This is a genomic window from Trinickia symbiotica (genome assembly GCF_002934455.1).
Lineage (GTDB): Bacteria > Pseudomonadota > Gammaproteobacteria > Burkholderiales > Burkholderiaceae > Trinickia > Trinickia symbiotica.
The window spans coordinates 68,370-94,860 of the sequence record NZ_PTIR01000009.1 but is presented as its reverse complement, the minus strand read 5'-3'; the positions used below and the strand labels follow the sequence as shown (position 1 = coordinate 94,860).

29 protein-coding genes and 1 riboswitch are annotated in these 26,491 nt (G+C 65.0%); of the genes, 13 read left to right on the top strand and 16 right to left on the bottom strand.

The annotated features are described in order from the left end of the window. Nucleotides 1–88: 88 nt before the first annotated feature. From B0G57_RS14810 to B0G57_RS14790, 5 genes are read right to left on the bottom strand one after another with little or no spacing between them, the layout of a single operon-like run. Nucleotides 89–1,237 (bottom strand): TraB/GumN family protein, encoded by a 1,149-nt coding sequence (locus B0G57_RS14810; RefSeq protein ID WP_018441219.1) that lies wholly within the window; start codon nucleotides 1,235–1,237, stop codon nucleotides 89–91. Further along, nucleotides 1,230–2,246, bottom strand: a complete 1,017-nt coding sequence (locus tag B0G57_RS14805; RefSeq protein ID WP_018441220.1) for a peptide ABC transporter ATP-binding protein — start codon at nucleotides 2,244–2,246, stop codon at nucleotides 1,230–1,232. Before B0G57_RS14805 ends, B0G57_RS14810 begins: the two co-directional genes overlap by 8 nt. Beyond that, the gene (locus B0G57_RS14800) at nucleotides 2,243–3,271 is read right to left on the bottom strand and encodes an ABC transporter ATP-binding protein (RefSeq protein WP_018441221.1); all 1,029 of its coding nucleotides are present in this window, start codon (nucleotides 3,269–3,271) and stop codon (nucleotides 2,243–2,245) included. Before B0G57_RS14800 ends, B0G57_RS14805 begins: the two co-directional genes overlap by 4 nt. 5 nt (nucleotides 3,272–3,276) lie before the next feature. Beyond that, nucleotides 3,277–4,194 carry an ABC transporter permease subunit gene (locus tag B0G57_RS14795; RefSeq protein WP_018441222.1) on the bottom strand — a complete coding sequence of 306 codons (918 nt, stop codon included), beginning with the start codon at nucleotides 4,192–4,194 and terminating at the stop codon, nucleotides 3,277–3,279. 9 nt (nucleotides 4,195–4,203) lie between these two features. Next, nucleotides 4,204–5,214, bottom strand: a complete 1,011-nt coding sequence (locus B0G57_RS14790) for an ABC transporter permease subunit (RefSeq protein WP_020566240.1) — start codon at nucleotides 5,212–5,214, stop codon at nucleotides 4,204–4,206. Between B0G57_RS14790 and B0G57_RS31360 the strand changes: the two genes are divergently transcribed. Then, on the top strand, nucleotides 5,159–5,368 hold the full coding sequence (locus tag B0G57_RS31360; protein WP_189595313.1) for a hypothetical protein: 210 nt from the start codon (nucleotides 5,159–5,161) through the stop codon (nucleotides 5,366–5,368). The two genes, B0G57_RS14790 and B0G57_RS31360, sit on opposite strands and share 56 nt — an antisense overlap. Here the strand turns inward: B0G57_RS31360 and B0G57_RS14785 are convergent. The 6 genes from B0G57_RS14785 to B0G57_RS14760 form a co-directional block, all read right to left on the bottom strand. Continuing rightward, entirely contained in the window at nucleotides 5,335–6,969 is a 1,635-nt protein-coding gene (locus B0G57_RS14785) for an ABC transporter substrate-binding protein (protein WP_018441225.1), read from the bottom strand. The genes B0G57_RS31360 and B0G57_RS14785 overlap by 34 nt on opposite strands. Before the next feature lie 202 nt (nucleotides 6,970–7,171). Next, nucleotides 7,172–8,014, bottom strand: a complete 843-nt coding sequence (gene metF, locus B0G57_RS14780; RefSeq protein WP_018441226.1) for a methylenetetrahydrofolate reductase [NAD(P)H] — start codon at nucleotides 8,012–8,014, stop codon at nucleotides 7,172–7,174. A gap of 29 nt (nucleotides 8,015–8,043) precedes the next feature. Continuing rightward, the gene (locus B0G57_RS14775) at nucleotides 8,044–8,397 is read right to left on the bottom strand and encodes a phage holin family protein (protein WP_018441227.1); all 354 of its coding nucleotides are present in this window, start codon (nucleotides 8,395–8,397) and stop codon (nucleotides 8,044–8,046) included. Nucleotides 8,398–8,556: 159 nt separating this feature from the next. Next, nucleotides 8,557–9,978: an adenosylhomocysteinase gene (ahcY, locus tag B0G57_RS14770; protein ID WP_018441228.1), complete on the bottom strand. Its 1,422-nt coding sequence runs from the start codon at nucleotides 9,976–9,978 to the stop codon at nucleotides 8,557–8,559. 33 nt (nucleotides 9,979–10,011) lie between these two features. Next, nucleotides 10,012–10,120: riboswitch (S-adenosyl-L-homocysteine riboswitch) on the bottom strand. 102 nt (nucleotides 10,121–10,222) lie between these two features. Continuing rightward, nucleotides 10,223–10,954, bottom strand: coding sequence for an LrgB family protein (locus B0G57_RS14765; protein WP_018441230.1), 732 nt, complete (start codon nucleotides 10,952–10,954; stop codon nucleotides 10,223–10,225). 54 nt (nucleotides 10,955–11,008) lie between these two features. Continuing rightward, a complete protein-coding gene (locus B0G57_RS14760; protein WP_018441231.1) occupies nucleotides 11,009–11,443 on the bottom strand; it encodes a CidA/LrgA family protein in 435 nt (144 codons plus the stop codon). 225 nt (nucleotides 11,444–11,668) lie between these two features. Between B0G57_RS14760 and B0G57_RS14755 the strand changes: the two genes are divergently transcribed. From B0G57_RS14755 to B0G57_RS14745, 3 genes are all read left to right on the top strand, one after another. Beyond that, nucleotides 11,669–12,607 (top strand): LysR substrate-binding domain-containing protein, encoded by a 939-nt coding sequence (locus tag B0G57_RS14755; protein WP_018441232.1) that lies wholly within the window; start codon nucleotides 11,669–11,671, stop codon nucleotides 12,605–12,607. A 273-nt stretch (nucleotides 12,608–12,880) separates the two neighbouring features. Continuing rightward, entirely contained in the window at nucleotides 12,881–14,614 is a 1,734-nt protein-coding gene (locus tag B0G57_RS14750; RefSeq protein WP_018441233.1) for an isovaleryl-CoA dehydrogenase, read from the top strand. Beyond that, entirely contained in the window at nucleotides 14,580–16,235 is a 1,656-nt protein-coding gene (locus tag B0G57_RS14745) for a coniferyl aldehyde dehydrogenase (protein ID WP_399276344.1), read from the top strand. Before B0G57_RS14750 ends, B0G57_RS14745 begins: the two co-directional genes overlap by 35 nt. On the opposite strand, the gene B0G57_RS14740 is transcribed toward B0G57_RS14745, so the two are convergent. Together B0G57_RS14740 and B0G57_RS14735 are read right to left on the bottom strand one after the other, a co-directional pair. Further along, nucleotides 16,225–17,322: a serine/threonine protein kinase gene (locus B0G57_RS14740; protein ID WP_020566242.1), complete on the bottom strand. Its 1,098-nt coding sequence runs from the start codon at nucleotides 17,320–17,322 to the stop codon at nucleotides 16,225–16,227. The genes B0G57_RS14745 and B0G57_RS14740 overlap by 11 nt on opposite strands. An 88-nt stretch (nucleotides 17,323–17,410) precedes the next feature. Beyond that, nucleotides 17,411–17,626, bottom strand: a complete 216-nt coding sequence (locus tag B0G57_RS14735; RefSeq protein ID WP_018441236.1) for a hypothetical protein — start codon at nucleotides 17,624–17,626, stop codon at nucleotides 17,411–17,413. Nucleotides 17,627–17,868: 242 nt separating this feature from the next. Between B0G57_RS14735 and B0G57_RS14730 the strand changes: the two genes are divergently transcribed. Together B0G57_RS14730 and B0G57_RS14725 are read left to right on the top strand one after the other, a co-directional pair. Further along, the gene (locus B0G57_RS14730; protein ID WP_018441237.1) at nucleotides 17,869–18,051 is read left to right on the top strand and encodes a hypothetical protein; all 183 of its coding nucleotides are present in this window, start codon (nucleotides 17,869–17,871) and stop codon (nucleotides 18,049–18,051) included. Nucleotides 18,052–18,295: 244 nt separating this feature from the next. Then, nucleotides 18,296–18,481 (top strand): hypothetical protein, encoded by a 186-nt coding sequence (locus tag B0G57_RS14725; protein ID WP_018441238.1) that lies wholly within the window; start codon nucleotides 18,296–18,298, stop codon nucleotides 18,479–18,481. Nucleotides 18,482–18,506: 25 nt separating this feature from the next. Here the strand turns inward: B0G57_RS14725 and mgrA are convergent, their stop codons facing one another. Next, nucleotides 18,507–19,553 carry an L-glyceraldehyde 3-phosphate reductase gene (gene mgrA / locus B0G57_RS14720; RefSeq protein ID WP_018441239.1) on the bottom strand — a complete coding sequence of 349 codons (1,047 nt, stop codon included), beginning with the start codon at nucleotides 19,551–19,553 and terminating at the stop codon, nucleotides 18,507–18,509. Between the two features lie 149 nt (nucleotides 19,554–19,702). Between mgrA and B0G57_RS14715 the strand changes: the two genes are divergently transcribed. Further along, on the top strand, nucleotides 19,703–19,918 hold the full coding sequence (locus tag B0G57_RS14715; protein WP_018441240.1) for a DUF3185 family protein: 216 nt from the start codon (nucleotides 19,703–19,705) through the stop codon (nucleotides 19,916–19,918). Between the two features lie 13 nt (nucleotides 19,919–19,931). Here the strand turns inward: B0G57_RS14715 and B0G57_RS14710 are convergent, their stop codons facing one another. Continuing rightward, on the bottom strand, nucleotides 19,932–20,693 hold the full coding sequence (locus B0G57_RS14710; protein WP_018441241.1) for a phytanoyl-CoA dioxygenase family protein: 762 nt from the start codon (nucleotides 20,691–20,693) through the stop codon (nucleotides 19,932–19,934). A gap of 478 nt (nucleotides 20,694–21,171) precedes the next feature. Between B0G57_RS14710 and B0G57_RS14705 the strand changes: the two genes are divergently transcribed. The 3 genes from B0G57_RS14705 (at nucleotide 21,172) to B0G57_RS14695 (ending at nucleotide 22,214) form a co-directional block, all read left to right on the top strand. Next, nucleotides 21,172–21,525 carry a hypothetical protein gene (locus B0G57_RS14705; RefSeq protein WP_018441242.1) on the top strand — a complete coding sequence of 118 codons (354 nt, stop codon included), beginning with the start codon at nucleotides 21,172–21,174 and terminating at the stop codon, nucleotides 21,523–21,525. Between the two features lie 199 nt (nucleotides 21,526–21,724). Then, complete coding sequence (locus tag B0G57_RS14700; RefSeq protein WP_026229771.1) at nucleotides 21,725–21,937, top strand: hypothetical protein; 213 nt, start codon at nucleotides 21,725–21,727, stop codon at nucleotides 21,935–21,937. 46 nt (nucleotides 21,938–21,983) lie between these two features. Continuing rightward, nucleotides 21,984–22,214 (top strand): hypothetical protein, encoded by a 231-nt coding sequence (locus B0G57_RS14695; protein ID WP_018441244.1) that lies wholly within the window; start codon nucleotides 21,984–21,986, stop codon nucleotides 22,212–22,214. Between the two features lie 151 nt (nucleotides 22,215–22,365). Here the strand turns inward: B0G57_RS14695 and metK are convergent, their stop codons facing one another. Continuing rightward, nucleotides 22,366–23,553: a methionine adenosyltransferase gene (gene metK / locus B0G57_RS14690; protein WP_018441245.1), complete on the bottom strand. Its 1,188-nt coding sequence runs from the start codon at nucleotides 23,551–23,553 to the stop codon at nucleotides 22,366–22,368. A 295-nt stretch (nucleotides 23,554–23,848) separates the two neighbouring features. Here metK and B0G57_RS14685 point away from each other — a divergent pair, with 295 nt between their 5' ends. The 3 genes from B0G57_RS14685 to B0G57_RS14675 are packed head-to-tail and all read left to right on the top strand — an operon-like array spanning nucleotide 23,849 to nucleotide 26,459. Beyond that, nucleotides 23,849–24,733 (top strand): lipid A biosynthesis lauroyl acyltransferase, encoded by an 885-nt coding sequence (locus B0G57_RS14685; RefSeq protein WP_018441246.1) that lies wholly within the window; start codon nucleotides 23,849–23,851, stop codon nucleotides 24,731–24,733. Between the two features lie 44 nt (nucleotides 24,734–24,777). Then, the gene (gene dapF / locus B0G57_RS14680; RefSeq protein WP_018441247.1) at nucleotides 24,778–25,644 is read left to right on the top strand and encodes a diaminopimelate epimerase; all 867 of its coding nucleotides are present in this window, start codon (nucleotides 24,778–24,780) and stop codon (nucleotides 25,642–25,644) included. A gap of 47 nt (nucleotides 25,645–25,691) precedes the next feature. Further along, the gene (locus B0G57_RS14675) at nucleotides 25,692–26,459 is read left to right on the top strand and encodes a DUF484 family protein (protein WP_026229772.1); all 768 of its coding nucleotides are present in this window, start codon (nucleotides 25,692–25,694) and stop codon (nucleotides 26,457–26,459) included. The last annotated feature ends 32 nt before the right edge of the window (nucleotides 26,460–26,491 follow it).

Sequence of the window (26,491 nt, the reverse complement as noted above, 5' to 3'; positions counted from 1 at the left end):
GCCGGTTTCCGATACACGTCGACGGTCGGCAATCGCCGGCCGCCTCGGCTCCCGGAGGCCATCGGGGACTCACCGCCGTCAGCGCCCCTCAATTCGCTTCGACGACAAACCCCCGCTGCCGGAGCAGCGCAAGCACACCCTTCGGGCCGCCCAGATGCAGCGAGCCGATCGCGACGAAAACGGGCTTGTTCGGCGCGGCGATTGCCAGCATGCGCGTCACGAAACGCCGATTGCGGTCGTAGACGATCCGATTGTCGAGCGCGCGCGCCAGGGCTCGAGAACTCGCGAAGCGCTCCGTCTTCGCCGTCGACCAGGCGGCAATCGCATCGGCCTCGCCAATGCGCCAGAGGCGATGCAGTTCCTTCACGTCCGCCACCGTTTCGTCAGGCGTCTCCGCGAGGTCCTGCGCGAGCATCTCGCGCTGCTCGGCATGCGTGAGGTTCGTGAACGAGCGCATCTGCTCGGCAAGCGTCTCCAGCCCCACGATCTTGCCGTGCGAGCGCAGATAGACGTTCTGCAATTGCGCCTCGGTCCCGTACTCGGTCTGCAACCCCGCCGACAGCGAGCCATAGGTCTCGACGAGCAGCGCGGCGAGCCACGGCCGCGTCTTCTTGATTCCGTCCAGCGCGGCCGGATTGTCGCGCAGCCGCGTGGCGAGCTTGTTCCACAACGAGGCCGGCAACAGCCGCGGCAGGCATGCATACGAGCAGACGCCATACTTGGCGACATCGTCCTGCGATTCGATCAAGTCGTCGGGCGAAAGCTCGAGCGCAAGCGTGGGCGACGCGGCCAGCGCGGCGAGAATCGGGCGCCGGAACGGCTGGCCGACAGGGTAGTCGGCAGGATCGCCAACATGGAGCGTGCCGAGCAGATAGATCGTGACGGGCCCCTTCGTCGCCACATAGAACGGCATATGCGCCGGCTCGGCGCGCACGGGGCCGCTCACGGTCGTCGGCGAGCCCGGTGGTCCGTGGAAGCCGGGAATCGGCGTATAGGGATCGGCAGGCGCGGCCGTACGGGCCGGCGCGGGTGACGCGGGAGCGGGCTGAGCGACAGCCCGCACCGCGCCCAGCAGGTTTGCCGCGGCATGAGCCGCCTCCATCGGGCCGTCGCGAGAAAGTCCGGCGGCGGCGAGCAACAAGAGCGTCAGCGCGAGCGCACGCGCCGGCCGCGCGCAGACCGTGATCCGGCCATACGGCGAACGGCGCGCGTCGGGCGCCGCCCCTGCTTCAGGCATCCGCGTCCCCCACCTCCTCGGCGCGATGGCACGACACGAGGCGCCCGTCGACTTCGCGCAGCGCGGGCTCTTCGATCCGGCAACGCTCGATCGCATACGGACAGCGCTGGTGGAACGTGCAGCCCGACGGCGGATCGAGCGGCGACGGCAATTCGCCTTCGAGCTTGATCCGAATGCGCCGGTCCGACTCGAAGATAGCCGGCGTCGCCGACATCAGCGAGCGCGTGTACGGATGGCGCGGATTCGCGAAGATCGTCCGCTTGTTGCCGAGCTCCGCTACGCCCCCGAAGTACATGACCATCACATCGTTCGCAATATGCTCGACGACGGACAGGTTATGGGAAATGAACACGTAGCTCGTCTTGAATTGATCCTGCAGATCCATGAACAGGTTGAGGATCTGCGCCTGGATCGAGACGTCGAGCGCGGAAACAGGCTCGTCGGCCACGACGATGCGCGGATCGAGGATCATCGCCCGGGCGATCGCGATGCGCTGACGCTGCCCGCCCGAAAACATATGCGGGTAGCGCTTCGCATGCTCGGGCCGCAGCCCCACGGTGCGCATCATTTGCGCGATCCGCTCGGCGCGCTCCGCCGCGCTCATCGGCGCGTTGATCAGAAGCGGCTCGCCGAGCGTTTGCTCGACCGTCTTGCGTGGATTGAGCGAAGCGAACGGGTTTTGAAAGACCATCTGCACGCGGCGCCGCAGTGCAGCAATCTGCGCCTTGTCGGCGCCGGCGACGTCGTGGCCTTCGATCGCAAGCGCGCCCGACGTCGGCGATTCGATCATCGTGAGTTGTCTCGCCAGCGTCGATTTGCCGCAACCCGACTCGCCGACGACCGCGAGCGTCCGCCCGCGCGCCAGCGAGAACGAGACGCCGTTCAGCGCCTTCACCGTGCCGTGGCCGAAGAGCCCCCGACGTACCGGGTAATGTTTCGCGAGGCGCTGGGCGACGAGCACCTCGCCATCGTGCGAAGGCGCGCGCGGTGCATCGTGTACTGCGTTCATCGTGCGCCTCCCTGCGTTTGCGTGGTCGTCCCTTGCGGCATCATGCCAGACTGTAAGCCATCGAGATTGAGCGGCTTGATGCAGCGCGCGCGCATCCCTTCGTTGCGCGGATCGAGCGGCGCCAAGGCCGGCCGCCCCTTCCAGCAATCGTCGACGACGTACTTGCAGCGAGGGGCGAACAGGCACCCGCTCGGCCGGTCTTCGCGGCCGGGAACCATGCCCGGCAACGCGGCAAGGCGCTTCGCGCCGAGATTATGCTCGGGAATCGCGGCGAGCAGGGCTTCGGTGTAAGGATGATGGGGGCTCGCGAAGATGTCGGGGACGCGGTTCGTCTCGATGACCTCGCCCGCGTACATGACGGCCACACGCTGAGCGACCTGCGAGACGACGGCAAGATCATGTGAAATCAGCACGAGCGCCATGCCGCGTTCCTTCTGCAGTTGTACGAGCAGGTCCATGATCTGGGCCTGGATCGTCACGTCGAGCGCCGTCGTCGGCTCGTCGGCGATCAGCAGCTTCGGATTGCAGGCCACGGCCATCGCGATCATTACGCGCTGGTTCATGCCCCCCGACATCTGATGAGGAAACGCCGAAATGCGGTTCTTCGCATCGGGGATGCCGACCTGATCGAGCAGCTCCAGTGCGCGTCTCTCCAGCGCGGCTCCGCGCAGCCCTTCGTGCAGCTTCAGCACTTCCTTGATCTGGTAGCCGACCGTGTAGCTCGGATTGAGACTCGTCAGCGCGTCCTGGAACACCATGGCGATGTCCTTGCCGACGATCTTGCGCCGCTCGCGCGGCGCCGCTTGCAAAAGATCGACGCCGTCGAAGCGGACTTCGTCGGCCGTCACGACGCCCGGCGCGTCGATGAGCCCCATCACGGCCATCATCGTCACACTCTTGCCCGAGCCCGATTCGCCGACGACGCCGACGACCTCGCCCGGCGCGATCGTCAGGTCGACGCCGTCCACGGCCGGTGCGCCGCCGAAGTTGACGGCCAAATTGCGGATGGTGAGAAGCTCGTTCATCGTCTTTACCCTATCCGCTTGAGTTTAGGATCGAGCGCGTCGCGCAAGCCGTCGCCGAGCAGGTTGATGGCCAACACCGAGATCACGATGGCGAGTCCCGGAAAAGTGACGATCCACCAGGCGTTGTCGATGTAATCGCGCGCCGAGGCGAGCATCGCGCCCCATTCGGCCGTCGGCGGCTGCACGCCGAGCCCGAGAAATCCGAGCGCGGCCGCATCGAGAATGGCCGACGAAAAGCCGAGCGTCGCCTGCACGATCAGCGGGGCGGCGCAGTTGGGCAGCACCTGCGAGAACATGAGCCTCGGCGTGCTGGCGCCGGCCACGCGCGAGGCCGTCACGTACTCCTTGTGCAATTCGCCCTGGGCCGAGGCGCGCGTGAGCCGCACGTACCCGGGCAGCGCGACAATCGCGATCGCGAGCATCGTATTGAGCAGGCCCGGGCCGATGATCGCGACAACGGCGACCGCGAGCAACAGCGAAGGCAACGCGAGCAGCACGTCCATCAGACGCATGATCGGCGTATCGGCCCACTTCTCGAAGAACGCGGCGACGAGCCCGAGCACGATGCCGGGAATCAGCGCGAGGACGACTGACACGCAGCCGATCCAGAACGACATGCGCGCGCCGTAGATGAGACGCGAAAGCATGTCGCGGCCCGCCTCGTCGGTGCCGAGCACGAAGCGCCAATTGCCGCCGCTCTCCCAGACGGGCGGAATCTTGACGAAGTCGCGGTATTGCTCGATGGGGCTGTGCGGCGCGACGACGGGTGCCGCGATCGCCACGATAATGAGCGCGAGCACGATGATGCCGGCCGCGACGGCGCCGCGATTGCGCGAGAACTGCGCCCAGAACTCGCGAACGGCCAGCGCGCGGCCGCTCGCCGGCGCAATGGCCTCGGGGATTGCGTTTTGTATGTCTGCCATGTCAGCCTCTTAGCGTGTATGGCGAATGCGCGGATTGAGCACGCCGTAGAGCAGATCGACGATGAGATTGACGACGATCACGAGCGTGGCGATCAGCAAGATGCCGCCCTGCACGACGGGGTAGTCGCGCCGGCTGATCGCGTCGATGAGCCACTTGCCGATGCCGGGCCACGAAAACAATGTCTCGGTCAACACGGCGCCCGCGAGCAGCGTGCCGACTTGCAGACCAATGACGGTCACGACCGGAATCAACGCATTGCGCAGCGCATGCACGACGATCACGCGCACGGGGGAAAGCCCTTTCGCCCGCGCGGTGCGGATGTAATCCTCGCGCAGCACCTCGAGCATCGACGAGCGCGTCATGCGCGCGACGACGGCAAGCGGTATGGTGCCGAGCACGATCGACGGAAGAATCAGGTGGCTCACGGCCGACCTGAACGAGCCTTCATCGGGCACGAGCAACGAGTCGATCAGGAGGAAGCCCGTCACCCGAGGGATGTCGTACTCGACGGCGATGCGCCCCGACACGGGCGTCCATCCGAGCGTGACCGAAAAGAACATGATGAGAATCAGCCCCCACCAGAAGATCGGCATCGAGTAGCCGGTGAGCGCGGCGCCCATCACGCCATGGTCGAGCAGCTTGCCGCGCCTGAGCGCCGCGAAAACGCCGGCCGGCAGGCCGACGACGAGCGCGAACAGCATCGCGCAAACCGACAGCTCGACGGTGGCGGGAAAGCGGGCGAGGAACTCGCCCATGACGCTCGTGTCGGTGATGAACGAATTGCCGAGGTTGCCGTGCAGCGCCCGCCAGACATAGTGCAGGTACTGCATCGGCAGCGGCTCGTCGAGGCCGAGCCGGTGCAGCGCGGCCGCGTGCAGGGCGGGGTCGACGCCGCGCTCGCCCATCATCACTTCGATGGGGTCGCCCGGAATCAGGTGGATCAGCGCAAACGCGAGAATGGTGATGCCGATGAACGTCGGCACTACCATCCCGATCCGGCGCAAAGCGAATCGGAACATGGTTCGTCCCTATATCGTCGAGAAAGAAAACGCGATCGGCGACGAGGAGCATGCCGCCCCTGTCGCCGGATCCGTGTCGCGGTCGTGCATCACCGCCCGTTCAAAAGTAACGCCGATCGCCTACTTCATGCTGACGCCATCGAAGCGCGAGTAGCCGAGCGGATCGATCTTCATGTCGACGACGTTCTTCGTCGCCGGTTGATAGACGGTCGAGTGCGCGATCGGCGAGAACGGCAGTTGATCGGCGAAAATCCGCTGCGCCTCTTCATAGTATTTCGTGCGCTGCGCTTTATCGTTCGTGGTGCGGCCCTTCTGGATCAGATCGTCGAAAGGCTTGTAGCACCACTTCGAGAAGTTGTTGCCGTTGATCGCCTCGCATCCGAGCAGCGTGCCGAGCCAGTTGTCGGGATCGCCGTTGTCTCCGGTCCAGCCGATCAGCATGGTGTCATCCTCTCCGGCATGCGCACGCTTGATGTACTCGCCCCATTCGTAGGTGACGATCTTCGCGTTGACGCCGATCTTCTTCCAGTCGGCCTGGATCATCTCGGCCATCAGTCGAGCGTTCGGATTGTAGGGACGCTGCACCGGCATCGCCCACAGCGTGATATCGAATCCGTTCGCATGGCCCGCCTTCGCGAGCAGCTTCTTGGCCTCGTCGGGATCGTACTTCTGGGCTTTCAGGTCTTTGACGTACGACCACTGCGTCGGCGGCATCGGGTTCGTCGCGAGCTGGCCCGCGCCCTGATAGACCGACTCGATGATGGCCTGCTTGTTGATCGCAATGTCGAGCGCCCGGCGCACGTCGACATTGTCGAGCGGCTTGTGCTGCACGTTATAGGCGAGATAGCCGAGATTGAAGCCGGCTTGCGACGCCATATCGATGTTCGAGTCGCCCTTGAGCGTGGCGATATCGGCGGGCTTCGGATAGCTCATCACCTGACACTCGCCGCGCTTGATCTTCTGCGCGCGCACGCTCGAATCGGTCGTGATCGAGAAGATCAGCTTCGAGAGCTTGACCTCGCCGGGCTTCCAGTAGTCGGGGTTGCCGTCGTAGCGGATCGTCGCGTCCTTCGTATAACTGCGGAAGATGAACGGCCCCGTGCCGACGGGCTTCTGATTGATGTCGGCCGCCTTGCCTTCTTTCAACAGTTGATCCGCATACTCGGCAGACTCGATCGACGCATACTCCATCGCCATGTTCTGGATGAACGGCGCGCTGACCTCGTTCAACTCGAAACGCACCGTGTAGGGATCGACCTTCTCGACGTGCTTGATCAGTTTGTCGAGACCCATATCGGTGACGTACGGGAACGTCGCGGGATAGGCCTTGCGGAACGGCTGGTTCGGGTCGAGCATGCGCTCGAACGTGAAGACGACGTCGTCCGCGTTGAACTCTCGCGTCGGCTTGAAATAGGCCGTCGTCTGGAATTTGACGCCATGGCGCAAATGGAACGTATACGTTTTGCCATCCGCGGACACATCCCATTTCTCGGCGAGCCCGGGTTCCACATTGGTGCTGCCGCGCGCGAATTCGACAAGCCTGTTATAGACGGTAAACGTATTGGCCGTGAAGTCGGTGCTCGTCGTGTATTGCGCGGGATCGAAGCCCGCCGGGCTGCCCTCGGAACAATAAACGAGGGTCTTGTTCGGAATCGTCGCGGCCTGCGAGATCGTCGCGGCGCCGAGCGATACCGCCACGGCTGCGGCCGCGCAGGCGGTGGCCCGCGCGAATCGCAAACGTTTGTTTTGGTTCATATATCCTCCAGTCGTATGCCGGCTCCGCCGGCGTAGGCGGATATTACTGAGCTTTAATTACCCGAACAAGCGGTCGAAAATACCCATGCCGCACAGATCGAACCGGCGAACTCTCAGGACGGAAAAAGAAAAAGCGCGAGGCGATGCGGCCCTCGCGCCAATACCTCGATAAGGACACTGCTACTGGAGCAGTACGGTTCGCTTACGCGCCGTGACCGTATCCGAGTCGCTCGCAAATCGCCTTCGTGGCGGCCGCTCCGTTGAGCGTGTAGAAGTGCAGCCCCGGGGCACCTTCTTTCACGAGCCGCTCGCAAAGCTGCGTGACGACATCGAGCCCGAACGCGCGGATCGCCTCGCGATCGTCGCCGAAGCTTTCGAGCCGGCGCGCAATCCAGCGCGGCACTTCGGCGCCGCAGTTCTCCGAGAAACGCATGAGTTGCGTGTAGTTCGTGATCGGCATGATGCCGGGCACGATCGGCACTTCGACGCCGAGCTTGCGCGAATCGTCGACGAAACGGAAGTACGCGTCCGCGTTGAAGAAGTATTGCGTGATCGCCGAATTGGCGCCCGCCTTGACCTTGCGCGCGAAGTTCTCGAGATCGTGCCGCGGCGAGCGCGCCTGGGGATGGTACTCCGGGTAGCCGGCCACTTCGATCCAAAACCAATCGCCGTGCTCAGCGCGAATGAAAGAAACGAGATCCGACGCGTGGCGGCACTCGCCCAGCTCGACCATGCCCGACGGCAGATCGCCGCGCAGCGCCACGATATGCCGAATGCCGTTCGCGCGGTAGCGCTCGAGGATCGCGCGCAGATCGTCCTTCGACGAGCCGATGCAAGACAGATGCGGGGCGGCCTCGAGGCCGTCCTTCACCATTTCGAGGACGGTGTCGAGCGTGCCCTCTTGCGTCGAGCCGCCCGCGCCGAACGTGACGGAGACGAACTTCGGCTTCAGTCGCGCGAGTTGCCCGCGCGTGGCGCGCAGCTTCTCGACGCCTTCGGATGTCTTCGGCGGAAAGAATTCGAAAGAGATTTCGATGGGGTTCATTTTGCCTGCGCTTCGAAATGCCGCGGCCGTCAGCCAAGACTGCGATTGCCGAGTATCACGGCCGACAGCAGCCACGACACGATGCTGTAAAGGATGGAGCCGAAAAACGCCGACCAGAATCCCGACACTTCGAAGCCCTTCAACAGCGCCGCCGCGAGCCAGAAGCAAAGCGCGTTCACGACGAGGATGAAAACGCCCAGCGTGACGATCGTCACGGGCAGCGTGAGCACGATCAGGACGGGACGCAGCACGGCGTTGATGAGGCCGAGCACGAGCGCCACGATCAGCGCGGTGCCGAAGCTGCGGATGTGAATCGACGGCACGATGTACGTGATGATCAGGAGGGCGAGCGCATTGATCACCCAGGTCAGCAGCACGGTCATGTCAGCTCCAGTGGTTGTTTTAGAGACAGGGTTGCCGGTCTTCGTTCATCGATCGTCCAGGCGGCTGATTGCACCGCCCAGCCGAGGCCGGGGCGCCGATCGCGTCCGTGGCGAAGCATGCCACGGACGCACCGTCCCTGTCTTGCGCGAGACCGGCGATCAATAACGGTAGTGATTCGGCTTGAACGGCCCGTTCTTGTCGACACCGATATAGCCGGCCTGCTCGTTCGAGAGCTCGGTCAACTGCGCGCCGATGCGTGCCAGGTGCAGGCGCGCGACCTTCTCGTCGAGTTGCTTCGGCAACACGTAGACCTTGTTCTCGTACTCGCCGCCGCGCGTGAAAAGCTCGATCTGCGCGAGCGTCTGGTTGGCGAACGAGTTCGACATCACGAACGACGGGTGGCCCGTCGCGCAGCCGAGATTCACGAGGCGGCCTTCGGCGAGCAGGATGATGCGCTTGCCGTCGGGGAACACGATGTGATCGACCTGCGGCTTGATGTTTTCCCACGTGTACTGACGCGTCGACGCGACGTCGATTTCGGAATCGAAGTGGCCGATGTTGCAGACGATCGCATTATGGCGCATCGCCTTCATGTGATCGTGCGTGATCACGTGGTAATTGCCCGTGGCCGTCACGAAGATATCGGCCTTGTCGGCCGCGTACTCCATCGTCACGACGCGGTAGCCTTCCATCGCCGCCTGCAGTGCGCAGATCGGATCGATCTCGGTGACCCAAACCGTCGCGCCGAGCCCGCGCAGCGATTGCGCGCAACCCTTGCCGACGTCGCCGTAGCCGGCCACGACGGCGATCTTGCCCGCGATCATCACGTCCGTCGCGCGCTTGATGCCGTCCACGAGCGATTCGCGGCAGCCGTAGAGGTTATCGAACTTCGATTTCGTGACCGAGTCGTTGACGTTGATCGCCGGGAACGGCAGCCGGCCGTCCTTTTCCATTTGATAGAGGCGGTGCACGCCCGTCGTCGTCTCTTCGGTGACGCCGCGGATCTGCGCAAGACGCTTCGAATACCAGGTACCGTCGATGGCGAGATGACGCTCGATCGCCTTGTAGAGCGCAACCTCTTCCTCGTTGGTCGGCTTCGCGATGACGCTACGGTCCTTCTCGGCCTTCGAGCCGAGGATCAGCAGCAACGTGGCGTCGCCGCCGTCGTCGAGGATCATGTTCGCGAACTCGCCGTTCGGCCACTCGAAGATGCGGTGCGTGAACTCCCAATACTCGTCGAGCGATTCGCCCTTGAAGGCGAACACGGGCGTGCCCGTCTTCGCGATCGCGGCGGCCGCGTGGTCCTGCGTCGAGAAGATGTTGCACGAGGCCCAGCGGACTTGCGCGCCGAGCGCCGTGAGCGTCTCGATCAGGACGGCCGTCTGGATCGTCATATGCAGCGAGCCGGCAATGCGCGCGCCCTTCAGCGGCTGCGAGTCCTTGTATTCGGCGCGGATCTGCATGAGACCAGGCATCTCGGTCTCGGCGATGTTCAGTTCCTTGCGGCCCCAGTCGGCCAGCGAGAGATCGGCGACGACGAAATTCTGGTCTTGCTTGGATTCGAAGACAGCGGCGTTCATCACGCCCTCCTTTCTAAAAAGTCATAGAAAAAGTAGACGTGAGCGCCGTTCGATGGAGCCGCGAAACGCGCACGTGCGCGCACCGGTCCGATTGAAGTTTCCGAGCCTGGCGGAGTGATCCGTCGCAACGCTCCTCGGAAACGGCAGAAATTGTAGCAAAAACGCGGGGAGGGCGAGCGTCGCATCGATTTGGCCCGCAGCCACAGCCGCGATCGGTCGCTCGATCGACCGATCACGCGCCGTTTCAACGGAAGGCGCCGCCGAACACCGTGCCGATGAGCGGCGCGAGCAGCACCATGACGACACCGGCGATCATCATCGTGAGACTCGCGATGACGCCTTCCTCGCTGCCGAGCTCGCGCGCCTTGACGGTACCGACCCCGTGCGCGCCCGCGCCGAAGAGCGCGCCGCGCGCGAGACGCGTGCGCAGCGGCAGCAGCGCGAGCACGAGCTCGCCGACGAAGATGCCCACGATGCCGGTGGCGATGACGAAGAGCGCCGTCAGTTGCCGCGGCGCGTGAATGGCGTCTGAGACGGCCAGCGCGAACGGCGTCGAAACCGAGCGCGTGAGCAGGCTGCGCGAAGCCTCCGGCGAGATATGCAAGAGCTTGGCGAGCGCGAACGATCCGCAGACGGCGACGACGATCCCGACCGTCACCCCAGCTGTCAGCGAAAGCCAGTGACGCTTGATCAGCTCGCGATACTCGTAGATCGGCACGGCGAAGGCGACCGTCGCGGGCCCGAGCAGCCACATGAGCCAGCGCGTATCGGCGAAATAGACCGAATAGGGGATATGCGCCGCCAGCACGACGATGGCGAGCAGCGCCGGCACGACGAAAAGCGGCGTGAGCCACGGGCTCCTGACGCGCGCATAAAGCCGCTTCCCGCCCGCGTAAAGCACGATCGTCAGCACGAAGCAGGCGGCGGCGACCCACCTGGGGCCGGCGGCCAGCAGCGAATGGAACGAAGCGATCATTGGCTTCTCAGCGTGACAGGAATCGATCGGCGGCGCTCTTGCTCGCCGCCGGCCTCAGTGCGCGTTGCGCGCGACCGGCGGGCGCGAGACACGCACGCGGCGCAGCGCAAGCCGGCGCTCGAGCCGCGCGGTCTGGTCGACCGTAACGGCAACCGCCACCATCACCGTGAGCGTGCCGGCGACGACGGCAAGCGCGAGGCGCCAACCGTCCGACTTGAAGAGGCCGCCGTATTGCACGACCGCAACCGCCGCCGGCACGAAGAAGAGCAGCATATCGGCGAGCAGCCAGTCGGCGCCCGCCTTCACCCAACGCGGCGCGACGCGCCCCGAAAGCAGCAGCGCGAGCAGCGCCGCAAGCCCGAGCACGCTGCCCGGCACCGGCAGTCCGAGGCGGCGGGACACGAAATCGGCCGCGAACCACAGCGCGGCGAGAAACGCCGTCTGCCCCGCAATGCGCACCAAGCCTTCCATTCGCTTCATCGCCGACATCGCATAACTCCCTATTGACTCCATGGCCAAATTGTAGGCTGATCGACTTCATAAATAAAATGACTTAAACTCATCGAGTCCATTCCAATTCGGAACAGTGCGTCCCCGAGCTTCCGGTCCGCAATGCCACTCCCGACGGCGCCGATCGGAGCGGCCCAACGGTGAAACGGTGACACGGACCGGCTCAGTGACAGCAAACCATCGTGAGGCTGGGAGTCGTCGTTTATGGAATTGCGCGCGTTGCGCTACTTTGTCGAAGTCGTTCGGCAGCAAAGCTTCACTGCGGCCGCCGAGCGGCTTTTCGTGACTCAGCCGACCATCAGCAAGATGGTGAAAGCGCTCGAAGAGGAGATCGGGGCGCCGCTTCTTTTGCGCGAAGGCCGCCAGATGGTGCTGACGGACGAAGGCCGCATCGTCTTTCAGCGCGGGCAGGAAGTGCTCGCCGCGCACGCGCAGTTGCAAGCGGAACTCGACGATATCGGCACGCTCGGGCGCGGCGAACTGACGATCGGCACGCCCCCGATGGGGGGCTCACTCTTCACGCCCGCGATCGCCGAATTCAAGCGACGCTACCCAAAAATCGAGCTCAAACTCTTCGAGCAAGGCTCGCGCGGAATCGAAGCGGCGCTGCTCGCCGGCGAGCTCGAGCTCGGGGGCCTGCTGTTACCGGTCGATGCCGAACTTTTCGACGTCCTGCCGATCTCGCGCCACCCGCTTTGGCTCGTCGCGCGCCACGGCTCGCGCTGGGATGCCGCGCGCGAGGTGCGGCTCGCCGAACTCGCGGCGGAGTCGTTCGTGTTCTATGGCGAAAGTCTGGCGCTCAACGATGTCGTCACGCGTGCCTGCCGGGATGCGGGCTTCGCGCCGACCATCGTCGCGCGCAGCGGGCACTGGGATTTCATGGCGGCGCTGGTTCACGCCGGCCTCGGAATTGCGCTGTTGCCCGCGCTATATTGCCGCCGGCTCGACGCGGCCCAATTCACCTGCCGGCCTGTCATCGAGCCCGAGATATCGTGGGAGATGGCGGTCGGCTGGCGCCGCAATGGCTACCTCTCGCATGCGGCGCGCGCCTGGCTCGAAATGGCGCGCGAAACGTTGCCAGGCCGTTTCTCCACCGAATTCGATCTCCTATCTCCAATGCGAGCGGGATCGCCCCCGGCATGACTGCGCGCCATTGCTGTTCGGTATGCGTTGAAGACGGTGCGCGCGCGTCCGCGGCACTCGACGGCAGAGGCCGTCCTCTAAACGAATCAGCCGTACCGAACCTATCATGCAGGGACGCCCGACGGCGACACGCACGCCGCGACGAATGGACAACGCGGAACGCGTAACTCGCATGAAAGCCGGTTGACGCCCAAACGCGGCGCCGCCCGCAAGGTCAAAAGCAGAGAAACCCGAGCAAAGCCGAGACAACGGGGATAACGGGAGACAACGTCGATGAAAGCGCAGGTTCCGCAGGCCACGCACGCCGTGACGAACCAGACGCCGCCGCTCGAGCACTACAACCTCTACGCGACGGATGCGGCCCTCGTCGCGGCCGTCGAGCGCGAAGGCGCCGGCTGGCATGGCGAAGCGCTGGCGGGCCTGGGCGCGCTCCTCGGTACGCCCGAGATCCTGGCACTCGGGAGCCAGGCGAACCGCCACGCTCCCGAGCTCTTCACTTACAGCCCGCGCGGCGAGCGGATCGATACGATCGAATTTCACCCGAGCTGGCACCGTCTGCTCGCGCTGCTGCGCGAGCAAGGGCTCCATGCGCTACCGTTCTCGGATCCGCGACCCGGTGCGATGGCCGCGCGTTGCGCCGGCTATTTTCTGCACGGGCAACTCGAATCGGGCTCGCTGTGCCCGCTGACGATGACGTTCGCCAGCATCCCGGTGCTGCGCCGCGAGCCGGCGCTCTTCAGCGGGTTCGCCGATAAGCTCTACTCACGCGAGCACGATGCGCGCGATCTGCCGCTCGCCGAAAAGCGCTCGATGATGGTCGGCATGGGAATGACGGAAAAGCAGGGCGGCTCGGACGTGCGCGCGAACCAGACGCGCGCCTATGCGCTCGAAGCTGGCGGCCGCGGCGGCGCATACCGGCTCGTCGGCCACAAATGGTTCTTCTCGGCGCCGCAATGCGACGCCCATCTCGTCCTTGCGCGCATCGACGACGACGAGGCCATCTCGTGCTTCTATGTGCCGCGCTTCGCGCCCGACGGCAAGCGCAATGCAATACAGCTGAACCGGCTCAAGGACAAGCTCGGCAACCGCTCGAACGCCAGCGGCGAAGTCGAATTCCTCGACGCGTGCGGTGTGCTGATCGGCGAGGCGGGGCGGGGCGTGCCGACGATCATCGAGATGGCGAACTACACCCGGCTCGACTGCGTGATCGGCAGCGCCGCGCTGATGCGGGCGGCGCTCGTTCAGGCGATCCACCATGCCCGGCACCGCACCGCGTTCGGCCGACTGCTCGTCGATCAGCCGCTCATGCGCAATGTGCTGGCCGACCTCGCGCTCGAATCGGAAGCGGCGACGATGCTCTTCATGCGTCTCGCAGGCGCTTTCGATGGCCACTTGGCAGCCGAGGCGGGTAGCAGCGAACGCGAAGGCGACGTAGACCGCGCCTGGCGCCGCATCGTCACGCCGGCCGCGAAATTCTGGGTCTGCAAGCGCGCGCTGGCGGTTTGCGGAGAAGCGATGGAAGTGCTCGGCGGCAACGGCTACGTCGAGGAAGCGCCGATGGCGCGCTACTACCGCGAAGCGCCCGTCAACTCGATTTGGGAAGGGTCCGGCAACGTCATGTGCCTCGATGTGCTGCGCGCGCTCGAACGCGATCCGGTAGCCGCGCAGGCCCTGATCGCACATTGGCGGGGCGAGGCAAAAGGTCATCGCTCGATGGAAGCGGCGCTGGACGGCCTCGAGCGGTCCCTCGCCGCACCGCCCGAGGCCCGCGAGGCCCTGGCGCGCCGCCTCGCGCAGCAGCTCGTGCTGTGCGCACAAGCGGTACTGATGCTGCGGCATGCTCCCGCGTCGAGCGCCGAGGCGTTCATCGCCACGCGTCTTCCCGACCCGCCCGGTTTGTCCAGCAGCCCAGCAGCCGGCGGCGGCGCCGAATGGGGGCGCGTGCACGGGACCCTGCCGGGGGGACTCGATCATGCCGCCATCGTCGAGCGAGCATTCGCGCTTTGAGCCGAAAGCGGCTACCCCAACACCGGACCGACATCGAGTCGATTATTTTCCATCCTCGGCCAGTCGCGCCGAGGTCTTCCGGAGTGCACGGATGAAAAACGACTTGCCCGATGACGCGGCGCTCACCGAGCTGTTGCGCGCGCAACGAGCGGCCCACATGCGCGAGCCCTATCCGCCGTGGGACGCGCGTGCAGCCCATCTGACGGCGCTGCGCACCATGCTGCTCGACAACAGCGACGCGCTTGCCGACGCGCTCAGCGCCGATTTCGGACAGCGCGCGAAGGCCGAGCTGCTGCTGTCCGAGCTGTGGCTCGCGAGAAACGAGATCGACTCGGCGCTCAGGCACGGCCGCCAATGGATGAAGACGCAACGTCGAGCGACAGGTCTCTGGCTGTGGCCCGCGCGCGCCGAGGTCATGCCGCAGCCGCTCGGCGTCATCGGCATCATCGCGCCGTGGAATTACCCGGTTCTGCTCGCCGCCGGCCCACTCATCTGCGCGCTCGCGGCCGGCAATCGCGCGATGATCAAGATGTCCGAGTGGACCCCGCACACGTCGGCGCTGATGGAGCGGCTCATCGGCGCGACTTTCGCGCTCGATCACGTCGCCGTCGTCAACGGCGACGATTCCGTCGGCGCGGCGTTCAGCGCGTTGCCGTTCGATCATCTGCTGTTCACGGGCTCGGCCTCCGTCGGCAGAAAGATCATGCGCAGCGCCGCCGAGCATCTGACGCCCGTCACGCTCGAGCTCGGCGGCAAATCGCCCGCGATCGTGGGGCCGCATGCACGCTTTCATGCCGCCGTCGACAGCATTGTCGCGGGCAAGACGCTCAACGCCGGCCAGACCTGCATTGCACCGGATTATGTGCTCGTGCCGCGCGGCAGCGAGGAGGCGTTTATCGCACGCGCCCGACATCGTGTCGCCAAGCTTTATCCCGACTTCGCGCACAATCGCGACTACACGACCATCGTCTCGGACCGGCATTTCTTCCGGCTCCTGGATCTCGCCGACGAAGCCGTCGCGGGCGGCGCGCAGCTGCACCCGCTGGCGGACATGCCGCAGCCGCTGGCCAACGGGCTCGAGCCGGAATTGTCACGATCGGAAGGGGACCTGCATGGTGACTCAGAATCCGCGATCGGGCAGACGCGGCGCCGTAAGGCCTCGATCCCGGCAGACCCGACGAGCCGTCGCGTCGCACCTTGCATCGTGACGAATGCACCGGCGGACTGTTCGTTGATGCGAGAGGAAATCTTCGGCCCGCTGCTGCCGCTCGTTCCCTATGACACACTCGACGAAGCCATCCACCACGTCAACGCGCGCGAACGGCCGCTCGCGCTCTATCTGTTCGACGAGGAACGAGCGACGGTCGACCGCGTGCTGCGCGAAACGGTATCGGGCGGCGTCGCGATCAACGAAACCCTGCTTCATATCGCCTGCGAAGGATTGCCGTTCGGCGGCGTCGGCGCGAGTGGAATGGGCGCGTACCACGGCTACGAGGGCTTCATGACGTTCTCGAAAATGAAGCCCGTGTTCAGGCAGGCGCGCTTGAACGGCCGCGCGCTGTTGCTGCCGCCTTACGGAAGGCGATTCAATACGGTAATGAACCTGATGCTCAGGCGCTGAGCGGCGGTTCCTGCATCGCTCCAATCTGCTCGCGCAACTCGAGCACGCGGGCTTCCCAGTAGCGCTGCGTGTTGAACCAGGGAAATGCAGCCGGAAATGCAGGGTCGTCCCAGCGGCGCGCAAGCCACGCGGCGTAGTGAATGAGCCGCAGCGTGCGCAGTGGTTCGATCAGAAGCAGCTCGCGCCGCTCGAATTCGCAAAAATCCTCGTAACCGGCCAGCAAATCGGACAGCACACGCGTCGCATCGGCGCGCCCGCCCGGTAGCATGAGCCACAGATCCTGCACGGCCGGCCCCATGCGGCTGTCGTCGAAGTCGACGAAATGAGGGCCCGCGTCGGTCCACAGCACGTTGCTCGCATGACAATCGCCATGCAGGCGGAGCTGCCGCACGTCGCCGGCCTCCTCCAGCGCGCGCTCGACGCCCTCGAGCGCGAGCGCCGCGGCGGCCGCGTAGGCGGGCCGAACGTCGTCGGGCACGAAGCCGCTTTCGAGCAGAAAATCGCGCGGCTCATAGCCGAACGAGCGAATGTCGAGCGACGGCCGCGCGACATAGGGTGCCTGGCCGCCGACAGCGTGAATACGCCCGATGAACCGCCCCATCCACTCGAGCGTATCGCTGCGCTCGAGCTCGGGCGCGCGCCCGCCGCGCCGATCGAAGACGGCGAAGCGGAACCCGTCGAACGCGTGCAGCGTGCGCGCTTCGACCACGCGTGCAGGCACCGCCGGAACCTCGCGGGCGACCAACTCCGCGACGAAGGCGTGCTCCTCCAGAATCGCTTCGTCGGACCAGCGCTCGGGCCGGTAGAACTTGGCGACGACGGGGGGACCGTCTTCGACCCCGACCTGATAAACGCGATTCTCGTAGCTGTTGAGCGGCAGCAGCCGCCCGTCCGTGCGCTGTCCGGCCGGCGCGAGGACGCTGTCGAGCGCGTCCAGCACGCATTCGGGAGTGAGCCGCGTGAAGGGATGGGCACCGTCGCCCTCGGGCCGATGCGTGGCGGGATGCCCGGGCGGGTGTGTGTTCGCCGCGCTGGAAGAGTCCGACGAATCGGACGGATCGGGCGAATCAAAAGGGACGTCGTTCATTCCGGCATTGTGCCGCAACGGCGGCGGACCGGCGCTCAATATCCGAGCCGAATCTTCGAGGGCTGCGATCGGCGCGCTGGAGTCCGGCTCAGTGGACGAGCGCGCCTGCGGGGCGGGCGACGAGCTCCCCCGTATCGATGAGGTCCTCGAGGAAGAACGGCTCGGTATTGAGTTGCAGCGATGCGCCCGGCTCGCCCGCATACCAAACGACCATCGCCATGTTGCCGAGAATGCGCATGACGATGCCGCGCGCGCCCGCGGGCACCGCGATATGCACGGACCTGACGATCGAACCGACTTGCATGATGTTTTCCCCGTGGTCAGTAGTGGGTGGTTGGGCCGTGGCGCATGAAGCGATTGTTCACGGAACCGTCACGGCACGAAAGCCGAATCTAACGACCTATCTGCCGTCATTTCCCGCATTCATCCTTACGAATGGCTGTCTGCCGAAAGACGCTGCACGCGGTACGATTGTCGGTATGCGTGAAGTATGCCGCCAACGCAGAACCGCGGCGGCAATTCACATCGCGAAGGAGTGGGATTCGTATGGGCATTTCATTGCTGGCGGGAACGGCGCGCGTCGCCTGCGTTGCGGCAGCCGCCGTCGCGCTGGGCGGCTGCGCTGAGACAGCTCCCGATTACGTCAAGCCGACAGCAACCACGGCGAGGGCCGCCGATGCGCCGCAACCGGCGCCAAGCCAGGCGGCGCCGGCCAGCGACGCTCGGTAACGGCACCCGAGGACCGGCGTCACGGCGCCGTGCCTCGCTCGAGCGCCAATTCGGCGGCCGCATGGGCGTTCGCTGAAGATAACACCATCGGCTGAACCGTCTCCTATACTGATTTGAGGCATGGTGCGCTGCGGACCGATCGTCCGAAGCGCACCCACGGCGAACCCAGGGCGGCGAACGCGGCAAACGCGAACGCTCTGCCATCGGGGCACCGCGCGCCGAACAAAGAAAGGAGGAGACAAGCATGATGCACTACTTCACGATCAGCGACTTCATCCTCATCATTCCGATGGCGCTCGCGGGCGCGCTGTTCCTCGGGGCGTGTCCCACCTCTTCCACGTTCGTCCACAACTTTTTGCGGGTGATCGGCGCGATGCTCGGCGTCGTGTTCGCGGTTGTGCTCGTGGAAGGATTGCCCGCACTCGTCTAGCGGCGCGGGCCCCGGCCCGCCCGCCTTACCGGATCGGCTGATCGGTCGACGGCTTCTCCCAAAGGTTGATGCCGGCCTCCGTCGCATAGCGGTCGATCTCGGCCAGCTCGTCGGCTGAAAAGTCGAGGCGCGCCAGCGCCGCGACGTTTTCGCGTACCTGCTCCGCCCGACTCGCGCCAATGAGCGCGGACGTGACACGCGCATCGCGCAACACCCACGCGAGTGCCATTTGAGCCAGGCTTTGCCCGCGACGCTCGGCGATCGCATTGAGCTTGCGCACGCGCTCGATGTTTTCGGCGCTCAAATGGCTCTGCTGCAGCGAGCCGCCACCCGGCTTGTTGACACGCGCATCGGCGGGCACGCCGTTCAGGTACTTCGAGGTCAGTAGCCCCTGTGCAAGCGGCGTGAACGCAATGCAACCGGTACCACTTTCGTCGAGTGCGTCGAGCAGACCGCCTTCGATCCAGCGGTTGAGCAGGTTGTACGCGGGCTGATGAATCAGGAGCGGAACCTTGTGCTCGCGCAGCAATTCGGCGATCTCGCGCGTCTTGGCCGCCGAATAGGAAGAGATGCCGACGTAGAGCGCCTTGCCCTGCTGCACCGCGCTCGCCAGCGCGGCGGCCGTTTCCTCGAGCGGCGTCTCGGCATCGAAGCGGTGAGAGTAGAAGATATCGACGTAGTCGAGCCCCATGCGCTGCAGGCTCTGGTCGAGGCTTGCGAGAACGTACTTGCGCGAACCGCCGCCTTGGCCGTATGGGCCCGGCCACATATCCCATCCGGCCTTGGTCGAAATGAGTAGCTCATCGCGGTAGGGGCGGAAATCGTCCTTGAAAAGGCGACCGAAGTTGATCTCGGCCGTACCATAGGGGGGGCCGTAGTTGTTGGCGAGATCGAAATGCGTGATGCCGAGGTCGAACGCCGTGCGCAGAATGTCGCGCTGCGTGGAAAGCGGCGTCGTATCGCCGAAGTTGTGCCAAAGACCGAGCGACAACGCCGGCAGCTTCAATCCCGATTTGCCGCACGTGCGGTATTGCATTTCCGCGTAGCGGCTCGAAGCGGCTTCATAGGCCATTTTGGGTCCCCATGGATAGACTTGAAACACGACCGGCGCCCTCGGGTACGCACCATGCGGCGACTCGGCGGCGAGCGGGCTTGAAAAAACACACGGGCACGCGCCACACTACTTCCCGGGCGGCGACGTCCCCATTCACGCAAATTGTCATGACGAAAGCGGTTTCCATTGCATTGATCGTAGGCGGCGTCGTACTGCTCTATTTCGGCGGCCAGTCGATCCATTCGTTCGCGAACGACATGTCGCGCATCTTTACGGGCGCGCCGACGAACAAGACCATCTGGCTCGTTGCGGGTGGCGTCGTCGCCACGATCGCCGGGCTCATCGGACTGGCTTCGTCCGTGGGTTCATCGCGCAGACGCTAGCCGCCCCACCCGCTCAGAGCACCACCTCAGGTTTCGACGCCGAGCGCGAGCCCGGCAACGGTACGTTGCTCGCGCCGTGATAGGTGAAGACGAGCGAATACTTCACTTCGTCGGTGACGTTGCGGCTCGCCGAGTGGAGCGTGTTGCAGTGAAAGAATACGACATCGCCCGCCTCGAGCTCGGGCGAGACGGCAGTCGCGATCAGCGCGCTGTTTTCCGGAATATCCGAACGGAAGAACTTGGCCGCGTCGAAGCGATCGGATGTGAACGCCAGATTGTGCGAGCCGGGCACGAACCAGAGTGCGCCGTTATCGACGAATTCGGGACCGAGCGCAAGCCAACTCGAGACGAGATCGTCGCGCTCGAACGACCAATAGCGTGCATCGCGATGCCAGCCCGTGAGGCTGCCGTAAGCGGGGTGCTTCGTCATGATGCAGTTGTGATGCGCGCGCGAAAGATGCGGCGTCTCGCCGAAGTAAAGCTCCATCCATCCGCGCACTTCCACGGCCGTGGCCCATTCACGCAGCAGCGCGTGTCGCGCGTAGGCGTCGAGTAAGCGGCGCACGGTATGGCCGCCTGGCGCTTGCCTCGATTCGGGGGCGCCGGGATAGCGCAGATCGGCTTCGTATTCGATGGGCGGCTTCGCTTCGTCCAGCTCCTTCAACGCCAGTGCTTTCAGCGCGGCGCACCGCTCGGGAGAGACGAGCCCTTTCACCACGACGTAGCCGCGCTTACGTAGCGTGTCTACCTGCTCTTTCTTCGATTGCTCTGACATCGAAACGGTCCATTCCCGAAAGGCGGTTGTTGTAGCTGCACCGCCTATTGTAAAGCGGGCGCGAACGGTGTGCCTCCGGGTCGCGCATGGGCTGCAGGACAATCCAGGTCGCGCGACACCGCGCAGGTGCACCGGTACACCGGACCCGTGCAGAGCTGCCCCGGGGTGATACCGACTTTCCTCTGTCACCATCCCCGTGTAGGCTTCAGCGCTATATGGATCGCACTACCCTTTCTCCGGCGACGCGGCTCGGCCGCCGTTCTGACGCCGGACCGCGCGCCGTCTGTCCCTCGAGCTTGACATGGCACGATTGCTGCATCGAAGGCGGCGCCCTTGGACGGCCCTTGCTCATTTCCTTCACTGACTGCTCCCCAAGGGGATTGGCTGTGCGCGCCCGCGACGCAGCTGCGGGGCGCTCGCGGACCGATACTCCGCTTGGCGCGGCTCAGCGCGCACCGACTTTGTTACCAAACCATCCATGAAAAGACGAATTGCCTTTCGCCTGAAACAAGCCGCGCTGAAGGCGGCGCGCCCGGCACGGCGCGGCATCGTTCGCGCGTTGCGCCACCATGCCGCAAGCGCCCGCAGGCAATCGGCCCGCGCGAATCCGAGCGTGAGGTCCGAGCCGGCCGGCGTCCTGCGCGCCTGGCTCCGCGCGCTCGTTGCCGCGCTGCTGGCGAGGAATACAGCGCGGTCGTTCTCGCTGAACACCCTCCTGCGCCACAACACACGGCCTCGCGCCGCGGCGGCGCGCAACTCGTATCGAGCGACGGGCAGTCGGCGCGTGCGGCGGCTGGCAGGCAGCGCGGGATGGTTCTCGTTCGCACCGTGAGCATGGAAATTGCACAATCGTCAGAGGACCGCTGACGATCGGCGCTGAAGCCCCGAACCGTTGACGATCAAGTATCTTCACAAGGTCGGGAGGGACGACGGCTCGTGCCGCGGCGCGCGAGCGCGCATGCCGAGCCCGCCCCGGCGGTCGGCAGCGCACTAGAATACAGCCTATGAAACCGCGCTCGATGCCTCCGAATATGCCTCCTAACGAAGAAAGGCCGCGTAAGCGCATCTCGAAACGGATGCTGAACGTCCTCACCGCACTGGTCGGCGTGGGCACGCTTGCGGCCGGGATCGGCTGGCTCGTCTATAGCTGGGTCGTCGACCTCGAAGTGCCGTATTTCGCCATTCCGCTCGTGATGTGCATGCCCGTGATCGTGGCCGTCGCGTTCCGAAACTGCTTCGATTGAAATGTCGAACAGCTAACGCTCGCTCCGCCCGCGCTATCGCGCGGGTATGCGCATTGCGCGGCTTTCAATCGTCATTGTTGACGAATGGGAGCTGATGATGCCGATACCGACTTTCCGCGGCTTGAACGTCGATGAGTCGATAAAGCGCTTTTTCGGCGGCGGCGGTGCGGACGGCGATGGCGCGTCCGAACACCCGGCCGATGAGCCCGAACAGCAACAGGAAGAACCCGCGCAGCCCGAGTTGCCCGATCCGGTCGAAGTAGGCGAAGACGGCTAGTCTCGCCAGAGCCAGGACGACACGCCCTTATCCAGATAAAACGAAACCCGGTAGCCGCCGCAGCGAGCCACCGGGTTTCCTATGATCCTGACCGAATTCGGCCGTCAGCGCCCGACCCGGGCGCCTTCGGGTCACCCGACCATCTCGCGACTTATGCCACGGCTGCTACGGGTTCCGTGCCGGCCGCCTCCGCCAAAGCAAGCGCCTTATCGGTCGCTTCCCAGGAGAACTCGGGTTCTTCGCGGCCGAAGTGGCCATACGCAGCCGTCTTCTCGTAAATAGGACGCAACAGGTCGAGCATCTGAATGATGCCCTTCGGACGCAGATCGAAATGCTCGCGCACGAGTTCGGTGATCTTCGCATCCGAGACGCGTCCCGTGCCGAACGTGTTGACCATCACCGAAGTCGGCTGCGCCACGCCGATTGCGTAGGACACCTGGATCAGGCAGCGCGAAGCGAGTCCCGCCGCGACGATGTTCTTCGCGACATAGCGGCCCGCATAGGCGGCCGAACGGTCGACCTTCGACGGATCCTTGCCCGAGAACGCGCCGCCGCCGTGCGGCGCCGCGCCGCCGTACGTATCGACGATGATCTTGCGGCCCGTCAGGCCGCAGTCGCCCTGAGGACCGCCGATGACGAACCGCCCCGTCGGGTTCACGAGGAACTTGATATCGCCTTTGACGAGCTCGGCCGGCAGCGTCGGCTTGATGATCTCTTCGATCACGGCCTCGCGCAGCGCGGGGAGTTCGACGTCGGGCGCATGCTGCGTCGAGAGGACGACGGTGTCGATCGAATGCGGCTTACCGTCGACGTAGCGCACCGTCACTTGCGACTTCGCGTCGGGACGCAGCCAAGGCAGACGGCCATCGCGACGCAAGCTCGCCTGGCGCTCGACGAGCCGGTGCGACAAGTGGATCGGAAGCGGCATCAGCTCGGGCGTTTCATCGCAGGCATAGCCGAACATCAGGCCCTGGTCGCCCGCCCCCTGATCGAGGTTGTTGTCGTGCGCGCGATCGACGCCCTGTGCGATATCGGGCGATTGCTTGTCGTAAGCCACGAGCACCGCGCAGCCGCGATAGTCGATGCCGTAATCCGTGTTGTCGTAGCCGATGCGCTTGATCGTATCGCGCGCGACCTGGATGTAGTCGACGTTGGCCGTCGTCGTGATCTCGCCGGCCAGTACGACGAGACCGGTGTTGCAAAGCGTCTCGGCCGCGACACGCGAGTACTTGTCCTGCGCGAAGATGGCGTCGAGGATGGCATCCGAGATTTGGTCGGCGACCTTGTCGGGATGGCCTTCGGAAACGGATTCGGAGGTGAAGAGATAGTCGTTTGCCACGTTTCGGACTCCTTATTGGTTACGGTTCTTTGCGTTTCACGTAGCCAACTTCGGGAGCCTGAAGCGGCGACGCTTTAGCGGATTCCTGCACCGCGGGAGCGCTGATCGCGCCCTGCGGCTTCGCCCCGCAAGTTGTCAATTAACTCGGCGAAGGTCGTATTATAGCGGCTTTCCAAAATCGTCACACACCGAGCCTCGTGAATCACCCTGCCAGTAATCTGGTCTTTCTGTCGCCGATCACCGTTTCTTCAGCCCTGTGCGCGCTTGCCACCCCGGCGCGTTCGGGAGGCCGCGCATGCTGACGCGAGTCGGCACGAAGATCGCCATCGGGCTGCTCAAGCTGCTCGCCATGCTGCCCTACGGCCTCGTCGCGCGCGCGGGAGACGGCCTCGGCTGGCTGCTCTATCAGATTCCGAGCCGGCGGCGCCGCATCGTCCACACGAACCTGAAGCTCTGCTTTCCCGAATGGAGCGACGAAAAGCGCGAGGAAGTCGCCAGCAAACATTTTCGCCAGGCGATCCGCAGCTACCTCGAGCGCAGCGTCCAATGGTTCGCGTCGGCGAAGAAGCTCGACAAGCTCGTTCAGGTTGACAGCGAAATAGATCTGACCGATCCCGACATGCCGCCGACGCTGCTGCTCGGCTTTCACTTCGTCGGCATCGAGGCGGGCTCGATCTATATCAACCGGGCGCTCAGGCGCCAATGCGCCTCGCTCTATCAGCCCATGTCGAACCCCGAGCTTGAGGAGGTGGCCAAGCATGCGCGCGGCCGCTTCGGCGCCGACATGGCGAGCCGCGCCGACAGCGCGCGCATCGTGCTGCGCTGGCTGCGCGAGCGAAAGCCCGTGATGCTCGGCGCCGACATGGACTACGGCTTGCGCAATTCGACCTTCGTGCCGTTCTTCGGCATCCCAACCTGCACGCTGACCGCGGTCGGTCGGCTCGCGAAGGCCGGCAACGCGCAGGTCGTACCGTTCATCGGCGAGGTGCTGCCCAATTACAAGGGGTATCGGCTGAAAGTCTTCAAACCCTGGGCGAACTACCCGAGCGGCGACGACGAAACCGACGCGCGCCGCATGAACGCGTTCCTCGAGGAACAGATCCCGCTCATGCCCGAGCAGTACTACTGGGTCCATAAGCGATTCAAGACGCGTCCGCCCGGCATGCCGAGCTTCTATTGAAAGCGGGCCTCGCGAGCGCCGCGCGTCGCTTACAATAGCCCGCCATGAGACTCAAGTTCACCAAAATGCACGGCGCGGGCAACGACTTCGTCGTGCTCGACGGCTACACGCGCGAACTCGCGCTGACGCCCGAGCGCGTGCGCGCGCTGGCGGACCGCCATTTCGGCATCGGTGCCGATCAGCTGCTGCTCGTCGAGCGGCCGCGTACCGCCGGCGCCGACTTTCGGTACCGCATCTTCAACTGCGACGGCGGCGAGGTCGAGCATTGCGGCAATGGCGCGCGCTGCTTCGTCAAGTTCGTCCGCGATAGAGGGCTCACCGACAAGCGCAGCGTGCGCGTGGAGGTCCATGGCGGCCTCATCACGCTGACGATGCAGGAGAACGGCGAAGTGATCGTCGACATGGGCCGGCCTGTCTTCGAGCCTGAAAAGGTGCCGTTCGACGCCAGCGGTCTCGCGGGTCGCCGGGAAGGCGCCGATACCGTCTGGCCCGTCGAGGCAGCCGGAGCGACGCATTGGGTGTCGGTCGTGTCGATGGGCAATCCGCATGCGGTGCAAGTCGTCGACGATGTGGAGGCTTACCCCGTCCTGACGGTAGGCCCTGAGATCGAGCGTCACGCTCGGTTTGCCCAACGCGTCAATGCCGGCTTCATGCAAATCGTCTCGCGCGGCGCGATCACGCTGCGCGTCTTCGAGCGTGGCGCCGGCGAGACACTGGCTTGCGGGACCGGCGCCTGCGCGGCGGTCGCGGCCGGCATCCGGCGCGGCCTTCTCGATTCGCCCGTCATCGTTGAAACGCATGGCGGCATATTGACCATCGCCTGGGACGGTGCGCGCGACGAAACGGCCCCGCTCACGATGGCCGGCCCCGCCGCCACGGTGTTCGAGGGTGAAATCGAATTGCCGGATTGAGCAGACGTCGTTAGCGTTTGCCCCAGCCCCTTTTTTGCGCCCCCATGATGAACGATCGCGAAGTCGCCGAATTTCTGCTCGCCAACCCGGAGTTCTTCTCGCGGCACGCGGAGTTGCTTGCCGCCGTCCGGCTCGCGAATCCGCATGGCAAAGCCGCCGTCTCGCTGCAGGAGAGGCAGATGGACATGCTGCGTGAGAAGAACAAGCTCCTCGAGCGGCGGCTCGCCGAGCTCGTGCGCTATGGGCACGAGAACGACAGCATCGCGGCGAAGTTCAACCGCTGGACCGCGCGAGTGATGGCCGAGCGCGATGCGCATGCGCTGCCGCGCACCGTCACGCAGGGGCTGACCGAAGTCTTCGACGTGCCGAGCGCGGCACTGCGTCTCTGGGATGTCGCCGAGCCTTACGCGCAGGCGGAGTTTGCGCGCCATGTCGGCGAGGAAGTGCGGATCTTCGCGGCGAGCCTCGGGGCGCCTTATTGCGGAACCAACACGGGCTTCGAGGCGGCGCAATGGCTCGACGCCGCGGCACCCATGGCGAAAACAAGCGCCGCGGCATCGGAAAACGGCAGCGTCGAGGTCTCGCCGGGCGAATCGACCGAAGCATTTCAGTCGGTCGCGCTGATCGCGCTGCGCGAGCCGGCCCGCGCCTCGGCGAGCTCGACGCCGGGCGCCGACGATGCAGGCCCGACGTTCGGCCTTCTTGTGATGGGCTCGCCCGATCCGCGACGTTTTCATGAAGGAATGGCGACCGACTTCCTCATGCAAATCGGCACGCTCGCGAGCGCGGCGTTGAGCCGGTTGCTGATGCGATAGCCGAACAACGGGGGCCTAGCGTTGCGCGCCGT

Bases quoted from the DNA above. Each gene is read 5' to 3' on its own strand.
- B0G57_RS14810 (WP_018441219.1), bottom strand. From the start codon at position 1,237: ATGCCTGAAGCAGGGGCGGCGCCCGACGCGCGCCGTTCGCCGTATGGC.
- B0G57_RS14805 (WP_018441220.1), bottom strand. From the start codon at position 2,246: ATGAACGCAGTACACGATGCACCGCGCGCGCCTTCGCACGATGGCGAG.
- B0G57_RS14800 (WP_018441221.1), bottom strand. From the start codon at position 3,271: ATGAACGAGCTTCTCACCATCCGCAATTTGGCCGTCAACTTCGGCGGC.
- B0G57_RS14795 (WP_018441222.1), bottom strand. From the start codon at position 4,194: ATGGCAGACATACAAAACGCAATCCCCGAGGCCATTGCGCCGGCGAGC.
- B0G57_RS31360 (WP_189595313.1), top strand. From the start codon at position 5,159: ATGCCGATGAACGTCGGCACTACCATCCCGATCCGGCGCAAAGCGAAT.
- B0G57_RS14790 (WP_020566240.1), bottom strand. From the start codon at position 5,214: ATGTTCCGATTCGCTTTGCGCCGGATCGGGATGGTAGTGCCGACGTTC.
- B0G57_RS14785 (WP_018441225.1), bottom strand. From the start codon at position 6,969: ATGAACCAAAACAAACGTTTGCGATTCGCGCGGGCCACCGCCTGCGCG.
- metF (WP_018441226.1), bottom strand. From the start codon at position 8,014: ATGAACCCCATCGAAATCTCTTTCGAATTCTTTCCGCCGAAGACATCC.
- B0G57_RS14775 (WP_018441227.1), bottom strand. From the start codon at position 8,397: ATGACCGTGCTGCTGACCTGGGTGATCAATGCGCTCGCCCTCCTGATC.
- ahcY (WP_018441228.1), bottom strand. From the start codon at position 9,978: ATGAACGCCGCTGTCTTCGAATCCAAGCAAGACCAGAATTTCGTCGTC.
- B0G57_RS14765 (WP_018441230.1), bottom strand. From the start codon at position 10,954: ATGATCGCTTCGTTCCATTCGCTGCTGGCCGCCGGCCCCAGGTGGGTC.
- B0G57_RS14760 (WP_018441231.1), bottom strand. From the start codon at position 11,443: ATGTCGGCGATGAAGCGAATGGAAGGCTTGGTGCGCATTGCGGGGCAG.
- B0G57_RS14755 (WP_018441232.1), top strand. From the start codon at position 11,669: ATGGAATTGCGCGCGTTGCGCTACTTTGTCGAAGTCGTTCGGCAGCAA.
- B0G57_RS14750 (WP_018441233.1), top strand. From the start codon at position 12,881: ATGAAAGCGCAGGTTCCGCAGGCCACGCACGCCGTGACGAACCAGACG.
- B0G57_RS14745 (WP_399276344.1), top strand. From the start codon at position 14,580: ATGCCGCCATCGTCGAGCGAGCATTCGCGCTTTGAGCCGAAAGCGGCT.
- B0G57_RS14740 (WP_020566242.1), bottom strand. From the start codon at position 17,322: ATGAACGACGTCCCTTTTGATTCGCCCGATCCGTCCGATTCGTCGGAC.
- B0G57_RS14735 (WP_018441236.1), bottom strand. From the start codon at position 17,626: ATGCAAGTCGGTTCGATCGTCAGGTCCGTGCATATCGCGGTGCCCGCG.
- B0G57_RS14730 (WP_018441237.1), top strand. From the start codon at position 17,869: ATGGGCATTTCATTGCTGGCGGGAACGGCGCGCGTCGCCTGCGTTGCG.
- B0G57_RS14725 (WP_018441238.1), top strand. From the start codon at position 18,296: ATGATGCACTACTTCACGATCAGCGACTTCATCCTCATCATTCCGATG.
- mgrA (WP_018441239.1), bottom strand. From the start codon at position 19,553: ATGGCCTATGAAGCCGCTTCGAGCCGCTACGCGGAAATGCAATACCGC.
- B0G57_RS14715 (WP_018441240.1), top strand. From the start codon at position 19,703: ATGACGAAAGCGGTTTCCATTGCATTGATCGTAGGCGGCGTCGTACTG.
- B0G57_RS14710 (WP_018441241.1), bottom strand. From the start codon at position 20,693: ATGTCAGAGCAATCGAAGAAAGAGCAGGTAGACACGCTACGTAAGCGC.
- B0G57_RS14705 (WP_018441242.1), top strand. From the start codon at position 21,172: ATGAAAAGACGAATTGCCTTTCGCCTGAAACAAGCCGCGCTGAAGGCG.
- B0G57_RS14700 (WP_026229771.1), top strand. From the start codon at position 21,725: ATGCCTCCTAACGAAGAAAGGCCGCGTAAGCGCATCTCGAAACGGATG.
- B0G57_RS14695 (WP_018441244.1), top strand. From the start codon at position 21,984: ATGCGCATTGCGCGGCTTTCAATCGTCATTGTTGACGAATGGGAGCTG.
- B0G57_RS14685 (WP_018441246.1), top strand. From the start codon at position 23,849: ATGCTGACGCGAGTCGGCACGAAGATCGCCATCGGGCTGCTCAAGCTG.
- dapF (WP_018441247.1), top strand. From the start codon at position 24,778: ATGAGACTCAAGTTCACCAAAATGCACGGCGCGGGCAACGACTTCGTC.
- B0G57_RS14675 (WP_026229772.1), top strand. From the start codon at position 25,692: ATGAACGATCGCGAAGTCGCCGAATTTCTGCTCGCCAACCCGGAGTTC.